Annotated in this window: 19 protein-coding genes; 8 read left to right on the top strand and 11 right to left on the bottom strand. The window is 55.8% G+C overall.

The features are described 5' to 3' along the window. A partial coding sequence (locus tag SMD27_RS14820; RefSeq protein ID WP_320509168.1) for a hypothetical protein occupies positions 1–411 on the bottom strand: 411 nt, incomplete at its 3' end. An 809-nt stretch (positions 412–1,220) separates the two neighbouring features. Here SMD27_RS14820 and SMD27_RS14815 point away from each other — a divergent pair. Continuing rightward, complete coding sequence (locus SMD27_RS14815; protein ID WP_320509167.1) at positions 1,221–1,928, top strand: hypothetical protein; 708 nt, start codon at positions 1,221–1,223, stop codon at positions 1,926–1,928. A gap of 13 nt (positions 1,929–1,941) precedes the next feature. Here SMD27_RS14815 and SMD27_RS14810 read toward each other — a convergent pair whose 3' ends face one another. After that, positions 1,942–2,301, bottom strand: a complete 360-nt coding sequence (locus SMD27_RS14810) for a sugar-transfer associated ATP-grasp domain-containing protein (protein ID WP_320509166.1) — start codon at positions 2,299–2,301, stop codon at positions 1,942–1,944. Positions 2,302–2,327: 26 nt separating this feature from the next. Between SMD27_RS14810 and ligD the strand changes: the two genes are divergently transcribed. After that, on the top strand, positions 2,328–3,200 hold the full coding sequence (ligD, locus tag SMD27_RS14805; protein ID WP_320509190.1) for a non-homologous end-joining DNA ligase: 873 nt from the start codon (positions 2,328–2,330) through the stop codon (positions 3,198–3,200). Here the strand turns inward: ligD and SMD27_RS14800 are convergent. From SMD27_RS14800 to SMD27_RS24185, 3 genes are all read right to left on the bottom strand, one after another. After that, positions 3,193–3,549, bottom strand: coding sequence for a hypothetical protein (locus tag SMD27_RS14800; RefSeq protein WP_320509165.1), 357 nt, complete (start codon positions 3,547–3,549; stop codon positions 3,193–3,195). The genes ligD and SMD27_RS14800 overlap by 8 nt on opposite strands. Positions 3,550–3,653: 104 nt before the next feature. Then, positions 3,654–3,779, bottom strand: a complete 126-nt coding sequence (locus SMD27_RS14795; protein ID WP_320509164.1) for a hypothetical protein — start codon at positions 3,777–3,779, stop codon at positions 3,654–3,656. 685 nt (positions 3,780–4,464) lie between these two features. Further along, complete coding sequence (locus SMD27_RS24185) at positions 4,465–4,665, bottom strand: helix-turn-helix transcriptional regulator (protein WP_379990660.1); 201 nt, start codon at positions 4,663–4,665, stop codon at positions 4,465–4,467. 318 nt (positions 4,666–4,983) lie between these two features. Here SMD27_RS24185 and SMD27_RS14790 point away from each other — a divergent pair, with 318 nt between their 5' ends. Next, positions 4,984–5,124 (top strand): hypothetical protein, encoded by a 141-nt coding sequence (locus SMD27_RS14790; protein ID WP_320509163.1) that lies wholly within the window; start codon positions 4,984–4,986, stop codon positions 5,122–5,124. A gap of 191 nt (positions 5,125–5,315) precedes the next feature. Here SMD27_RS14790 and SMD27_RS14785 read toward each other — a convergent pair whose 3' ends face one another. Then, complete coding sequence (locus tag SMD27_RS14785) at positions 5,316–5,519, bottom strand: hypothetical protein (protein WP_320509162.1); 204 nt, start codon at positions 5,517–5,519, stop codon at positions 5,316–5,318. A gap of 375 nt (positions 5,520–5,894) precedes the next feature. Here SMD27_RS14785 and SMD27_RS14780 point away from each other — a divergent pair, with 375 nt between their 5' ends. The 5 genes from SMD27_RS14780 (at position 5,895) to SMD27_RS14760 (ending at position 10,522) form a co-directional block, all read left to right on the top strand. Beyond that, the gene (locus SMD27_RS14780) at positions 5,895–6,170 is read left to right on the top strand and encodes a hypothetical protein (protein WP_320509161.1); all 276 of its coding nucleotides are present in this window, start codon (positions 5,895–5,897) and stop codon (positions 6,168–6,170) included. 386 nt (positions 6,171–6,556) lie between these two features. Continuing rightward, the gene (gene nhaA, locus SMD27_RS14775) at positions 6,557–7,942 is read left to right on the top strand and encodes a Na+/H+ antiporter NhaA (RefSeq protein ID WP_320509160.1); all 1,386 of its coding nucleotides are present in this window, start codon (positions 6,557–6,559) and stop codon (positions 7,940–7,942) included. Beyond that, positions 7,902–9,248 (top strand): cyclopropane-fatty-acyl-phospholipid synthase family protein, encoded by a 1,347-nt coding sequence (locus SMD27_RS14770; RefSeq protein WP_320509159.1) that lies wholly within the window; start codon positions 7,902–7,904, stop codon positions 9,246–9,248. The genes nhaA and SMD27_RS14770 overlap by 41 nt, the downstream gene beginning before the upstream one ends. A 497-nt stretch (positions 9,249–9,745) precedes the next feature. After that, entirely contained in the window at positions 9,746–9,970 is a 225-nt protein-coding gene (locus SMD27_RS14765; RefSeq protein ID WP_320509158.1) for a hypothetical protein, read from the top strand. A 306-nt stretch (positions 9,971–10,276) separates the two neighbouring features. Beyond that, entirely contained in the window at positions 10,277–10,522 is a 246-nt protein-coding gene (locus SMD27_RS14760) for a hypothetical protein (RefSeq protein ID WP_320509157.1), read from the top strand. Between the two features lie 166 nt (positions 10,523–10,688). On the opposite strand, the gene SMD27_RS14755 is transcribed toward SMD27_RS14760, so the two are convergent. The 5 genes from SMD27_RS14755 to SMD27_RS14735 form a co-directional block, all read right to left on the bottom strand. Next, positions 10,689–11,054 carry a DUF6481 family protein gene (locus SMD27_RS14755; protein ID WP_320509156.1) on the bottom strand — a complete coding sequence of 122 codons (366 nt, stop codon included), beginning with the start codon at positions 11,052–11,054 and terminating at the stop codon, positions 10,689–10,691. Positions 11,055–11,388: 334 nt separating this feature from the next. After that, entirely contained in the window at positions 11,389–11,874 is a 486-nt protein-coding gene (locus tag SMD27_RS14750; protein ID WP_320509155.1) for a host attachment protein, read from the bottom strand. 130 nt (positions 11,875–12,004) lie between these two features. Next, positions 12,005–12,169: a hypothetical protein gene (locus SMD27_RS14745; protein WP_320509154.1), complete on the bottom strand. Its 165-nt coding sequence runs from the start codon at positions 12,167–12,169 to the stop codon at positions 12,005–12,007. After that, the gene (locus SMD27_RS14740) at positions 12,153–13,238 is read right to left on the bottom strand and encodes a fatty acid desaturase family protein (RefSeq protein WP_320509153.1); all 1,086 of its coding nucleotides are present in this window, start codon (positions 13,236–13,238) and stop codon (positions 12,153–12,155) included. Before SMD27_RS14740 ends, SMD27_RS14745 begins: the two co-directional genes overlap by 17 nt. A 442-nt stretch (positions 13,239–13,680) precedes the next feature. Next, positions 13,681–13,779 (bottom strand): entericidin A/B family lipoprotein, encoded by a 99-nt coding sequence (locus SMD27_RS14735; protein WP_320509189.1) that lies wholly within the window; start codon positions 13,777–13,779, stop codon positions 13,681–13,683. Positions 13,780–13,809: the final 30 nt, after the last annotated feature.

Here is a 13,809-nt window from a genome sequence, read left to right as displayed (position 1 = left end):
GAATGCATTGACGATGACGGGGTTGGATATCCAGGGCGTTCCGGTTGTGGTCAAAGCGGCCAGCATTGGCGATGCCGTTTGAGGGTCGTTTTCAACCGGCGCGCTCGAGAAGTGGCTGCAGGGGGAAGACTTCGATAAACAGGATGTAGATAAGGCCGCCATCTGAATTCGCCAGCCCTGATGATCTTCGCGCACCGCGTTATCTGCGGTGTCGTCGCTCGACCTGGCGGGCGAAGCCATTGAATTCAATCCTGAGAGGATCTCCGCGTCGCGCTTGATCCTACCGTGATGATACGCCGTAAGCTCCATATAGGTTGGAGCTTGCGGCGCTGGTGGTGTTTCCTGTGTTTCATCACGACCAAGGAGATCGGCGATCTGGTGGGACAGCCTGCTGGGTTTTGAGGTTTGCATCGCTGAAAACGCTCCTTTATCGGAAGGAATTCGCCTAATCCTCCGCCTGCTGGCTGAAGACGCTACCGGCGCCGTATGCTTAACGATGTCGACAAGATCCGTTGCTTATCTTCGATCTCACCGCCTCGCCAAGTTGTCTAAATGGAGCTTCGTTTTTCGGAGTTGCCGGCTCGCTTAGGTCGCATGATGCGTGATGCCCGTAAAAGTGTCATCATCGCAATGGATGAGATATCTCAAATTGATGAGACCCGAACGCCATCTAATCACAAGTGGATTTACCGCGCTCGCTAACCAGCAAAATTACAGGTCGGGTCAAGAATGCCTGGCATTGCAGGACTGAAGGAGGTGAAGGCAGGACGCTCTTAGTCAGCAGGCTAATGAGAAATCACCGCGGATCTCAACCGTGCCGCGCTTCAGCGCTCACCGCTTGTGGCGGCCCAGCTTGGCCTAAAACAACTCGAGTTCGAAAAGAACATTTGCCGTGGTGGCGCTCCAGGATTCCCCTTTGCAGATTTCTCGTCCATCCGGCTTTGAGGAGCACGACCGCGAAACTGACATCGCTATCGGCTGCGGACCCTTTGTTGACGGTTCGTCCTGTATCGCGTTCATAGAGGATAAATGGCCTGGCGATTCGTAGCACAGAATTGGAGATATCGGCGCTTTGTTCCTCACTACGTAACTATACTTGAGCAACCGTGTCCAAGGTCCGGTCCGCTCCGCAAACGCTCTCCTCCCTTGACTTTGCGCAAGTCATTAGCAATTCCTAATAATGGACCGGAAGAAATCGCTTAGGAGGCGATTAAGCCGAAATGCGGGCCTTGGGTCGAACGGTTGATTTGTTGAAGCTCGGCTTTATTGGCGCGCAGATGCGGGCGGCGGGTTACTTACGCCGAGAGATTGACCCATTGTGGCTGCCCAACAAGATGACCAAGAAAGCGCGCGAGAAGATCAAAGGCCGCATCTTCGTCCATAAGATTGCATCCTTTCCGACTTGGCCAAACGACGACATGCCCGGCGGCATAGCGATGCAAGATGTCGCGACCGTTGGCGAAAATTACAAAAATGCCAAGATCTGCCAGTACTACCTGATGCGTATGCGCATGGGGCGGCCGATTCCCGCGGAGGGAGGCTATCTAGATTCCGAAGAAAGGGTCCGGGAGTTTTACTTCAGATATGTAGAACTCTATCGCTCGATGAGGGAACGAGGCTATCAGAGCGACGGCAAAGATAAGATTGCTGTGGCGATTGCTGCGGAAGGAAATTTCGTCCATGTGTCGGGAGGAACTCACCGGACGGTAGCCGCTCGGCTCCTGAAGCTGCCTTATGTCAAAGGGTATATTAAACATATTGACATTGAATGGGCATTGAAATGCGGCAGAGAAGCAGGGTCACTCTCGCTACGCACCATTACTCAAGGCATTGATGAGCTGATTCTGGCCAAACGCCGATCCGATGCTCATCTAGCGCATTCGTCAGCGCAACAGCCGCTGGCTGGATCGACCCTATCAGCGTTTTAAGCGAATCTTGTGCTCAATCGAGCCGGAGGGGCTCTGCCATAGTTTCGAGATAATTGAGCATTTGCTTACCTAGCTCACTTTTGGCAATCGGTTGTTGATATGTAGCCTGGAGGACGTCGATATCGACCCGAGTATCGAGATCGATGATACACGGTCCATTTTCGGTGCAAATCATATCCGTCATCATGATGGCTCTGCCTGCAAAGGCTTGGTGCGTGCGCTTGGCAAGTTGAACCATCTCATTCCAGAACGGCAAATGCCGCCCCGACACCTGACACCCCGTAGCTGGATGCCGTTCCATGTGAGAAACGAGCATGTAGCCTTGATCTCCTGTTAGCGGCCCAAGAACGCCAGTCTTGAGATCAATCGGCATCGAGAGTCTCATATCGTTCTGCCAGCCTGGTTCGAGTCGACAGTCAATCTGCGTCGATCGACAGCGGGAAGGCCCGTCTCTTCACCCGGAACGGCTATGATTGGTCAGAGCGGTTTCCCGCGCTGATCAAGGAACTCGGCCTCCTACCTCTTGAACGCGCCTATATCGATGGCGAGCTCTGTGCCCCGGATGAGCGAGGGGCATCCGATTTCGGCGCGCTGCAAGAGTCGATCGGCGCCGGCCGAGACGAAGCGCTCATCTTCTATGTGTTCGATCTGCTGATTTTGAACAGCAAGGACCTGAGGCGCCTGCCCTTGACCGAGCGCAGGGCGAAGCTCACGACCTTGATCAACGGCCGGCGGCGCAAGGAATGGCCGCATATCCAGATGTCCGAAGCAATTGAGGGCGATGCAGCGGTGTTCTTCAGACACGCCTGTAAGCACAAGCTGGAAGGCATCATCTCGAAGAAGGCCGGCAGCCGTTACGTGAGCGGTCGGACGCTCAATTGGGTCAAGGTGAAGTGCTCCCCCAGGCAGGAATTTATCATCGGTGGTTACATCCCAAGCACCACCGGCCGGGGCGTGGGGTCGTTGCTGCTTGGCCATTACCATGGTGGGTTTCTGGTCTATGACGGACGGGCTGGGACGGGCTTCACTCATAAGCTGTCGGTCGAGCTCGAACAGGTGCTAAAGCCCCTCACCGTCGAGAAGCCGATCTTACAGAAGGTGCCGCGAGAGCATGCAAAGCGGGCGGTATGGATCGAACCCGAGCTCGTCTGCGAGGTCCAGTTCACGGCCCGATCGGCGGAGGGATACCTTCGGCAAGCGAGCTTCAAAGGGCTACGGCAGGATATCCGACCCAAGGATGTAACCGAGGCGCCGGTTGCTCTGGTCAGTTGATAGGTTTCCGTAGCCTCGGACTGTATGTGGGCGCCAGGGTTGCGGCAGTCGAGCCCTTGTCCCCTTCCGCATCTTCGTGAGCAGGCTCCATCGACACCAACAGCTCCTGCGATTTGGGCGGCTCCAAGATGGTCTTGCCATTCTCCTTGCGAATATAGAACCGCATCTCCCAGAGATCCCATTCAGGATATTTCGGGTTCTCCACTTTGACCCACTCGCCGGGTGGGATGCTCTCGCCCTTACTGTTCACGACGTCGATCAAGCCCGGGTTTTCCGCGGGTCCCGGGGAGCCTTCAAACAGGAGGGCGAAATAGTCGGCTTCGTCCGATGCTTTGCCTTGATCTGCCATGGCGGTTCCTCCCTAGACCGATGCCAACCGGCGGGCTCGGGAGAAGTTGCGGAGCTAACGGGACGCGCATTTACATGTGGGCGGCAGACATGCGGCAATAACGCCTAATTGATCGTTACCAATTTAAGCCTGCGCCGGACTTCGCTAAGAAAGATGGTTTCGAGCAGATAGGTATTCTCGATATCGACCAGCTCAATACTCGGATCTGCTAGATCTTTTGCCGTCTGCATGGCCCGCCCGTTCCAAGTCGGCAACACAAATCAAAATGGCAAGATGAATAACGTTTTGAGCCAACGCGTTTGTTTTCCTAAGGGTCTGCCTGAAGTAATCTTCTATCTATGGACCAGCTTGGCTATTCTCGCCGCGCCCTTGGTAGACCCTGCGCAAGCGGCTGACGCAACGATCACCACTTGCTTTACGCCCGGCCAGGATTGTACCGATCAAATTGTCGGCGTGATTAGTGCCGCCAAACACCAGATTCGCGTCCAGGCCTATAGCTTCACGTCAGCACCGATCGCTCACGCCTTAGCTGATGCTCATCGCCGCGGCCTCGTTCGCGAGCCTCTTTCCCCGTCGGCCCCCGATGGCTCGCTGTCCGTTGTCCAAATGGGCCCCGCGTAACTTCTCTGCGCGGAGCCTTCTTTTAGTCGGTAAGATCGATTTTCTTTCGAAGGGCAGATATGACGGCGGCGCTTTCCACCATCCCGGAGCTTGGCTGGCGTATTGCAGCCGTGGATCAGGTTACGGACCAAGTATAACCTTCCACTGTCAACGCTACGTGGGAGACGACCGCGCCAGTGACGGGAGGCTCGTAGGCTTGAATCCTCGACGAGATGATTGTGATCCGAAATTCGTCACGGCTCTAGCGCAGTGCCTGTCCGATGACCGAAAAGATATCCAGATATAGAGCATGTGTTACTGCTTCAAGCTCTCGAGCGTGACCGAGCCCTTTCCAAATTCGATATTTACGATTGTTCGCTGCGAAACGTGAGCTAAATCGGCGTGAGCGCTTTGAGACATCCCAAGCGCCTCTCGACGCTCCCGCAATACTGCCTCAGGAACGCCCGCGTCAAAACTCTTCTTGTGAATTATGCGCGCGTTCGCCGCTTGAGGCATTTTCACCTCGAAGTGACTCTTTTCCAATAATTCCGGGATTCCAGAACACAGAAGCGGGATTCGATACACTTATTTCGTTACGTCACATAATGCCTGCCCTGGATTGAACGTGGTCAATTAAGCAAATAGTGGGAATGGCCCGATATCCAAATAGCGGCGCGCAGCCGAGTGGTTCAATCCTAATTGGAGAGTCGCGCCAGTTTGGACAGCGCAACGAATGCCGCTGGTGAAATAAAAAATTCGGCGATGCCGCGAACTCTGTATAGTGGGTTTAATCGCTCGTTAGGATTCCCTCCCCCCACATAACAGAGGACAACTATGGCAAAGAATCAGCAGAAATCGAATCGCGAAGCCAAAAAACCCAAGAAAACCGAAGCCGAGAAGCAGAAGAGTGGGAGGGAGTCGGCCTACAAGCAGTCGCTGAAAACCGACACTCAGTACGCTTTGAAAAAGAACTAAGCTGACGGCAGCTTCAAACCGAAGCCGAGGAGACGCAGGCGGCACGATAAAAGCTACTGCTGACTCTGTTGTCAGGCAGGTTTACAGCGATATCAGTCGGGCAAACCTATGCGATTGCTGCGGTGCTTTGCCGCCCATTCGACACGGACATTCGCAAGCTTCGCTTGGCGTGCGGCATGTCGTTTGGGGAGCTACCGGTAGGTCGCCGAAATGCCCGGTTTCACCGAGCAGGCAGCCCATTCGACAGCTGCGATCTTTTGCGCCTCTTGCTCAGCCTCGAGCGCGCGCAGGCGCGCCTCCTCTAAGGCCAACTCGTTCCGCGCTTCGGGTGCCCCCTTGGCTAATTTGGCCTGCTTGCGTTCGGTAGCATGAGTCTCCCGCTCGGTACCGGCCATATCATCCGCAGCATGGGATTTGGCAAATCCCGGATCGTTGTGGGGCGCTGCGCATATCGACCCTTATGATCGCCGTACGCATGGGTCAACAGCTGCTCGTGAATCTGGACCAAGATCTTCAGGCCGTCTAAAGCGGTAAGGGCCGTTTTATGATTCTGCCACGTTCGCTGATGATATTGAGTCGGCCGCCAAGCTTCGCCAAAATAGTGTTATCCGTGCTCACCCGAGTAGCGCTCTGGCCAACTTCTAGGCGTCGCGTCCAGCGATACCCGTGACGGCTCGTTCCCGGGGGCGTGGATGACATCAGCATTTGGATGATGCTATAATAATTTGATGGTTGATCCTAAGCCGCAGCGCTCGAAAGCGAATAGGCAGATGGCCCGTGCCCTCTCCCGATGGGAAGGTGAAGGCGGCGCTCAGGGGATGCAGGGCAAGCAAGACGGAACGAACCTTCTGGCCAACCCGGAGCGACAAGTTTTGGAATGGCTCGGGGCGGCGCTGGTCATTGAGTGGAACGATCTTCCGACGGATGTGCAACGTGCTATCTTCCGGCACGCTGCGGCTGTTAAAGACTCTTATGATCCCATACAGTTGAAGGCGCGGATCGCGCGCTTTCTTCACGATCACAAGGATGACGTTGAGGGGAGCTAGGGTAGTCGCTACCGAAATGCATTCCTACAGCGCCATGCATTTCGATCTAGGTCACTGGTGGAATCGTGAACTGCCAACAGATTGAGTAAACCCCTATATACCGCGATCGAGATGATCCTTTGCAAGGTCTTGCGTCACCGCCAGTAGTGTGCGCGGTTCGGCGACAACCGGTTTAGCGGGTTCCGATACCTCGACTGCGTAAAGCAGTGGGCCTCAAGTGTCATCGTCACTCTTAGCCTCGACCGGTCCAGACCAAACATCGTCGCATGGTGCTCAAAACTGGCGGATACGGCGCCGCCCCGCATCGTCTCTGACTCGTTTTTGAACAAGGTAGACCGGACATAACACGCGACCTTCCCGGCGCGCTCGAACCGTATGGAAAAGATATGAATGATGGCTTTAACCGCCTTCCTAAAGAGTTAGCAGATCATTTCACGAAGCCCTTTGCCCGCTTTTTGCGCATCGAGGCAGCAGCCGGTGCGATCTTGTTGTTTTTCGCAGTGAGCGCGTTCGCGGTTTCAAATTCGCCTTGGTCTAATGCTTTTCTTGCGTTTTGGGATACGTCCATAGGGCTCACTTTCGGCTCCTCCGGATACTCCCACTCCCTGAAGCATTGGATCAATGAGGGGCTTATGACGTTATTTTTCTTTGTTGTCGCCCTTGAGCTAAAGCGCGAACTTGTACTGGGAGAGTTAAGGAATCCGCGCATTGCGGCGTTATCCTTTGCTGCTGCGCTCGGTGGAATGCTCGTACCGGCGGGCGTCTTTCTGATATTGCAGAGCAGCGGGCCCGCGGCACATGGCTGGGGCACCGTCGTGGCCACCGATACGGCCTTCCTGATCGCATGTTTGGCGGTTCTTGGGTCGCGTGTTCCGCATAGCCTGCGCCTGTTCTTATTGTCATTGGCTATCTTCGATGATATCGGCGCCATTCTGGTCGTCGCACTGGGTTATGGTCATGCGCTAGACTGGCGGGCTCTGGCGCTGGCGGCACTCGGACTCGCAATCGTGTTTGGAATGGCTCGCCTCGGCGTCCGGGCGATAGCACTTTACGTAGTCGCTGGAATCTTAATTTGGCTTGCTCTGGATGCGTCCGGTATTCATGCGACGCTTACAGGAGTTCTTCTCGGGCTCATGACACCGACGAAGGTATGGATCAGCAACAGGCGTCTCAATGCTATTCTCGATCGTGTGTTTACTTCAGGCGATGTTCGTCAGGCAGGCGATAGAGCTGAGCGGCGCGCACTGCAACTGGCGGGGATCGCCACACGAGAGGCAATTTCGCCCGTCGAGCGTTTAGAGAGTGCTCTGCACCCCTGGGTTGGATTCGCGATCCTGCCACTTTTCGCTTTCGCCAACGCAGGCGTTACGCTCTCCACCGCAGATCTCCGAGGCACTGTCGCCACGGCAATCTTTCTCGGCTTCGTCTTCGGTAAACCGGTCGGTGTCCTATCCCTGAGCTTCCTGGCGGTACGCCTCGGCATGGCAACGCGCCCTCCAGATTTAAGTTGGAGCACGCTGGGTGCCGGTGGCTTGCTCACCGGCATCGGCTTCACCATGGCTCTCCTGATCGCTGAAGCTGCCTTTAGCCAAGACGTACTCAGCGGCGCCAAGATAGGCATCTTGTCAGCGTCCATTGTCTCTGCAGTGGTCGGCATCCTGGCACTGGCTTGGTTGACGCGGAAGCCACCTCAGGCGAGCGGTGATATGATTAACTCCGGAGGATCGCCCCATGTTTCCCGCCATCCTCAAAACAGTCATTCGGACCGGTAGCCTGCGCCTGATCGACGGTGCAGGACGAATTCACGGATATGGCGACGCTTCCCCGCCTTACTGTACGGTTCGGCTGCGCGCTCGCCATCTTAATTATACGCTCGCCCTGAATCCCGAACTCTCGATCGGCGAGGCCTACATGAATGGCCTTCTGACTATCGAAGATGGAAGCCTCTACGATCTTCTTGAGATCGCAGCCAAAAACTTCCAAAACTTTGAAAGGGTGCCCTGGTTCTCGCTGCTATCAAGCGTGATGCGGCGGCTCAAGCAGTACAATCCGATAGATCGCGCGCGCGGCAACGTCGCCCATCATTATGATCTATCGGGCCAGCTCTACGACCTCTTCCTCGACAAGGACCGCCAGTATTCCTGCGCCTATTTCCTGAGGGCTGGCGACAGCCTGGAGACCGCGCAGGAGAACAAGAAGCGGCACATTGCAGCCAAGCTGTTCCTCGACCGGCCAGGCCTCAGCCTACTGGACATCGGTTCTGGTTGGGGAGGGCTCGGCCTATATCTTGCAGAAGAAGCCGCCGTCGAGGTTACCGGCGTGACATTGAGCGTCGAGCAGCACAAAGTATCTGAAGCGCGTGCGGCAGCCGCCGGCCTTGCCGATCGAGTGCGCTTTCAGCTGCGCGACTATCGCGAAGTGACCGGAAAGTATGATCGTATTGTATCGGTTGGCATGTTCGAGCACGTGGGCAAGAAGAACTACAACGAGTTCTTCACCAAGCTCAACGGTCTGCTTGCGGAAGACGGTATTGCAGTGTTGCATGCAATCGGATTTGCGGATGCACCAGCCCCCATCAATCCCTTTATCCGCAAGTACATCTTTCCAGGCGCCGACCTCGCATCTCTCTCAGAAGTCTTCGCTGCCGTCGAGCGCTCGGGCCTGAACGTCACCGATGTCGAAATCCTCAGGCTCCATTATGCGGAAACGCTCCGCCACTGGCGCGAACGTTTCATGGCCAATTGGCCGCGCGCCGCGGCGGTCTATGACGAGCGCTTCTGCCGCATGTGGGAGTTCTATCTCGTCTTATGCGAGATCGGATTCCGCTTCCGCTCCATGATGGTCTTCCAAGTGCAGCTTGCCAAGAAGCCCGACGTCCTCCCGGTGACGCGTGACTACATGGTGAACTGGGAGCGAGCGCGGAGGCAGGTAACGCGCCGGCCCATGCGAGCGAGTGGAGGGGCGCACGTCGCGAGCAGGCCCCGCCATCAGTGTCTGCGATCCAAGGCGGATTTCACGGCCGGCGGTGGTTCTTTCACTCGCAGCGCGGGAAGCCTGCAGCAGGCTCGGTGGAGCTAACCGATCAAAAGGGGATCAGCGGAGTAGAGCGGGAGCCGCCGATCAACCGACACCCATGGTTTCCGTGGCGGCAACGTGGAACCATGACATCGCACTTAATGAAAGAGCTATTGTTATTGCTGTGGTCGTAGCCGGATTTTTATATTACTTCAGGTGTTTTTCGGCTTATTGGCGCCGTTCGCGACAGTGGCAATAATCCAATGGTCGATGAAACTCGATATCCCATGCAAGGGCGAGGCTAAGGTGCATAGCGGTCTTTCTCATCGTCGTGAGCTGCTGTGGTCACTTAACCTGACGCTCGTCAGTGTGATCGTCGGGGAGCCTCTTCGTCTTCCCAATGACTTCGATCTTCGCTTGAATTGCCGTTGTTCAATTTCTTTCCATGATTATCGCAAGCGGCCGGTTCCGACCCCCAATTCCAAATATGTTCCGAATTGGAACTTCTGAAGAAACCAACTCTTTCATATTAGTACGACCTCATCGTACAGGAGTTGAACATGCGAAGCGTTTATCTCATCGAGAAAGTTGACGATCCTGCTGCAGATTCGTATTGGGTCCAAGCAGATTCGGGTGATGAGGCCCGCCAAATGATCGCAAAAAACATTCCAGAAGCGGCGGAAGCCGAGGACGAAGAGAAATACACCTGCCGAATGAGCTCCACCCAGACCCCTCCATATGGCCTCATCTACCGCCGGCTAGGTGGACCCGTGCCGATTGCGTGACGCAAAAGAATAATCACTCGGTCCGTGCCTTAATAGCCGTTGGAGCTATTCACATTCTGTCTTTTTCTAAACTCCGGCTGCCGGCCCCGCCTGAAAGCGGACGACCGAATAGCTTGAGCGGCTCGCTAAATCCAGGCGACAGCGCCTGCCGGAGCGAGTGCCAACCCTTCATTAAGGACTGACTTCAAGCCACACATTTTCGTCCAGAACCTCGAAATGCATTAACGTGCCGAAGCGGCAGCTAGTAATCCGCTGTTGACTCTGCGGACCGTGCGGCGCCTAGATGATCTTTGAGAGGCGGCAACGATGGAAAAAATAACAATGCATCGAGAGGCGCTCGAGCGCTACCTCTCCAGCAAGATTATGGAGTTTAAATCGGTTAGCATCCGAACGCTCAAAATTCGCCCGTTGAAGGAAGCAGTCGATAGCTGCAACTGGACGATTGAGACGTTGGATTGCGACATGCCGCCCGGCATGATGCGCGGTTTGGAAATCGAGGTCATCGCGCCGCTGCAACGTGCAATCGATGTGGCGGGCAATGGCAGTCAGTAGCCTGATGTTATGCGCGCAAGCTGGAAGCCTGCTCTCGAAGTAGGTAGATCGCCGCTATGGATTCGCCGAGCTTCGCTTGGTCAAGCCATGTCGCGCTAGGGGGGCGTTGGCGAGGTCGCCGATGGCGACTTCTCCGAATAGCCAGGCGCGCCAGTGTGGAAGTAGCCTATTTCTTCCGCGCCTTGCGGGCCGCGTAACGAGCGTCGCGCGCCGCCTTGCGTTCGGCCTCCGCAGCAACTTCGCGGGCAGCCCGTTCGATAGCGTCGATTCTTTGCGCCTCGAGCGCATGCAGGCGCGCCGCCTCTGCGGCGACCCGTTCCGCGGCTTCGCGCTCGACTTCGGCTAATTTGGCCTTCTTGCGCTCCGCAGCACGCGCTTCGCGCTCGATACAGGCCGTATGTCGCGCAGCTTGGCGCTCGGCAAATTCCGGATCGTTGTGGGCCGCCTTGCTCCGTGCCTTCTCAAGCAGAATCTGCTTTGCCTTTGCCGCGGTGCTGAGCCGCTCGGCTAGGCTCGTCTCTTTGTCTCTCATCTTTTGATGTGACCTTCTATCACGCTGTTAAGCTGGATGCCGGATCTCGCTTGCCGGAAGGAGCTGAACTAGCCTAACCGGGGAACTTCGTCGCAGGAAGTTTAGGCCTTCGGTGTACAAATTCGCGGCGCCACTTAGCGCCTTGATAGAGCGAGGCTATCGGCAAACCGAGAGTGCGGCAAGAATCGGAGGAACCCCAAGCGCTGATGTCGCCGTAAGTTCACCTGTTGGCCCAACCGTCTGACTCAGTTGCACCTATAGTCCGTCTCGGCCAACCTGCAGCGGCGGCGGGAAAACATCCGAATCGCTCCATATCGCAATATCAATGCGAGTGTCAGTTGATGGCTAAGCTCCGAAGTCGCGCCTGGATCTGGGTCCTACTGCTCTTAATCAAATCCTGATCGACCTCAACGCCCACCATTGATCGCATCGCACCGCTTAGATTTCCGCGAAGCGCGAGTAGCATGTTGGTCGGCGCGACCAACACGAGATGCTGAAATTCGTGCCATTGCATACAACGTTCCAGATACTGCGCCAATTCTCCTGCGAACCAATCACATTTGTTTAGATGTACATCCGAGGCTTCTCGCAAATCCTTGTCCGGCAAACTCCTTCCGACCAAGGGAGGAGCAGCGGCCGGCCGAGGGTCGCCTGCAGCGGGTTCAGCAATAAACTCTCTTAACACATCAAGAGGTGGCCGGATTCGGCTGATCGTACCAAGGGCGCGAACCTGCCCTCTGCGATGAGAGGCCCAGAGCTGAGCATAGCTGGCATCGGCCACCAATATCCAGCTTGTCGAATGCTTCACCATAATAGTCATTTTTATCCTCAATGGACGTAAAGATGGGACATACAAGCCCTGGCGATGTCTTTATGATGATAACTGGGTTGCGCTTCCAACTGATGCGGATCACATCGTTTGCGCTTCGACCGAATGGCAGGGCGCGCTTTCAGGAAGCACAAATGCTTTTCAATACCTGAAAGAAAGTCTCTATTAGCCGCTCCTCATAAGGCTTTCCCTTCAGGGCGGTCGGCCGACCGTTCGGCTTGTCGGCCTGATTGTTGAGGATCGCAACAGCAAGAATTGCCGCTGCAACTTTATGATCGCTTTCCATTTTTCATCTTCCGTAATTTCTCATCGGCGGTAGAGGAAGCGAATGTTCCATCCACCGCATCTCCGAATCTGACCATTTTGTCTTTCGGCTCGTCCCACAGCGCAAAGCGCCAGGCCTTCAGCGCATCAGCCAAGGTCAATATGGGCGCCACTTGCAAGGCGCTACTCGCCTCGTGGCACTCTTGCAGCCGGTAATTGGGGATCATCGGATTGAGATGATGAATATGGTGAAAGCCAATATTGCCGCTGAACCATTGCAGGAGCCGCGGGAGCTTGAGGTAGGAACTGCCGCGCAGCGATGCGGATGTTGCAGTCCAATTCTCCTGCCTGGCCCAAAACGTGTCTTCAAAGCGGTGTTGGACTGAGAACAGCCAGACGCCGAATAAGGCGGCGAAAATGATGATGGGAAGATGAACCATCACGACATTGGTGAAACCGAGAAACCAGCCCAGGATGCCGAAAACGCTCAGCAAAGCGAGGTTGGCCAGATAGACCCCCCACCTCTCTCGACGCCATTCTTTTGGCATGTCAAATGGGAGCCGATAGAGCAGCAGGAACACCACTGGCGGCAGAACGACCAGCGAAACGACGGGGTGCCATATAATGCGATATTTCAGGCGCCGAAGACGGCCCGCTGCCTGGTACTCCCCGACGGTCAGGCAGGTCGAATAAATATCCACTCCCCTATCGCGGCGATCGAGGTTGTTCCAGTGAGCATGATGACCCGCATGCTGCCGCCGCCAGCTCTCGTAGGGGGCAAATGTCACGATGCTGCATAAATGCCCGATGACGGCATTGGCAAGCGGCGACGGAAGGAACGAGCCGTGACCGCAGTCATGTTGAATGATGAAGATCCGGACCGTCAGTCCAGCGGCGATGATACTGAGCGCCAACGTCAGCCAATAAGGCCAAGAGAGCGACGCATACATCAGTGCGCAAACCAGCACAAAAGGGATGAATGTATTCAGGAGTTGGCAGATGCTGCTTGTTAAGCGCGATCCCTGATAGGGCGTCATCATCTGTTTCAGGATCGCGCGCGATAGGTGAACTGGCGTGGCCTTGTCGAGCATGGAGTCCTGTCCGTGAAGAAAGTGTAGGTCTTCAATACATCCGACAAGTGGGCTGCTGCTCGGTCTTCTCAAGCAGAAGCCTGAAGTCGTGTTTTCAGTGTGCGAATGCCAGGCCTTGCGATGTCCCCCGCACCCGCCATCCCACCGAGCCGTAATCTCTGGCTTTGGCGCCTGGACCTTGTGGATCGGGCGAGGTCAGTGCGTCGCGATCACCGGCCCGGCATCATACTTCGACTCGCCCGCCCGATGCGTCCATCTCGTCACCACTGGGGCTGTCACAATGCGGACGAAGGGAAATCGCCGCCGGATTCACTCGGTGGCGCGAACGATTTCAACTGGATTGACCGTCTCATTATACGCTACCGCGACGCTTAGCGAAATCCTCCTCGGCGGAACGAAGCAGTGGCCGCGCTGCGGGATCTGCAATGCATCACTCACATTCCTAGTACGAATGCTGGTCCGCACTCTTGGTAATAGCGTGGCCGGCTGCAGAGATGTCTTTGCCGGCGCCGGCTGTCGTGTGGCAGGCCGTCAGCAACATGAGAGCGGTAATTGCAGTGATAGCTATAAG

This window comes from Dongia soli, assembly GCF_034044715.1.
GTDB classification, from domain to species: domain Bacteria; phylum Pseudomonadota; class Alphaproteobacteria; order Dongiales; family Dongiaceae; genus Dongia_B; species Dongia_B soli.
This window is presented reverse-complemented; position numbering and strand designations above follow the sequence as displayed.

Excerpts from the sequence above, each read along its gene's own strand:
- SMD27_RS14800 (WP_320509165.1), bottom strand. The coding sequence starts at position 3,549 with ATGGCAGATCAAGGCAAAGCATCGGACGAAGCCGACTATTTCGCCCTC.
- SMD27_RS14740 (WP_320509153.1), bottom strand. The coding sequence starts at position 13,238 with ATGCTCGACAAGGCCACGCCAGTTCACCTATCGCGCGCGATCCTGAAA.
- SMD27_RS14770 (WP_320509159.1), top strand. The coding sequence starts at position 7,902 with ATGTTTCCCGCCATCCTCAAAACAGTCATTCGGACCGGTAGCCTGCGC.
- SMD27_RS14815 (WP_320509167.1), top strand. The coding sequence starts at position 1,221 with ATGCGGGCCTTGGGTCGAACGGTTGATTTGTTGAAGCTCGGCTTTATT.
- SMD27_RS14795 (WP_320509164.1), bottom strand. The coding sequence starts at position 3,779 with ATGCAGACGGCAAAAGATCTAGCAGATCCGAGTATTGAGCTGGTCGAT.
- SMD27_RS14790 (WP_320509163.1), top strand. The coding sequence starts at position 4,984 with ATGGCAAAGAATCAGCAGAAATCGAATCGCGAAGCCAAAAAACCCAAG.
- nhaA (WP_320509160.1), top strand. The coding sequence starts at position 6,557 with ATGAATGATGGCTTTAACCGCCTTCCTAAAGAGTTAGCAGATCATTTC.
- SMD27_RS14810 (WP_320509166.1), bottom strand. The coding sequence starts at position 2,301 with ATGCCGATTGATCTCAAGACTGGCGTTCTTGGGCCGCTAACAGGAGAT.
- SMD27_RS14755 (WP_320509156.1), bottom strand. The coding sequence starts at position 11,054 with ATGAGAGACAAAGAGACGAGCCTAGCCGAGCGGCTCAGCACCGCGGCA.
- SMD27_RS14785 (WP_320509162.1), bottom strand. The coding sequence starts at position 5,519 with ATGGCCGGTACCGAGCGGGAGACTCATGCTACCGAACGCAAGCAGGCC.
- SMD27_RS14745 (WP_320509154.1), bottom strand. The coding sequence starts at position 12,169 with ATGGAAAGCGATCATAAAGTTGCAGCGGCAATTCTTGCTGTTGCGATC.
- SMD27_RS14760 (WP_320509157.1), top strand. The coding sequence starts at position 10,277 with ATGGAAAAAATAACAATGCATCGAGAGGCGCTCGAGCGCTACCTCTCC.
- SMD27_RS14750 (WP_320509155.1), bottom strand. The coding sequence starts at position 11,874 with ATGACTATTATGGTGAAGCATTCGACAAGCTGGATATTGGTGGCCGAT.
- SMD27_RS14780 (WP_320509161.1), top strand. The coding sequence starts at position 5,895 with ATGGCCCGTGCCCTCTCCCGATGGGAAGGTGAAGGCGGCGCTCAGGGG.
- SMD27_RS14735 (WP_320509189.1), bottom strand. The coding sequence starts at position 13,779 with ATGTTGCTGACGGCCTGCCACACGACAGCCGGCGCCGGCAAAGACATC.
- SMD27_RS14765 (WP_320509158.1), top strand. The coding sequence starts at position 9,746 with ATGCGAAGCGTTTATCTCATCGAGAAAGTTGACGATCCTGCTGCAGAT.
- SMD27_RS24185 (WP_379990660.1), bottom strand. The coding sequence starts at position 4,665 with ATGCCTCAAGCGGCGAACGCGCGCATAATTCACAAGAAGAGTTTTGAC.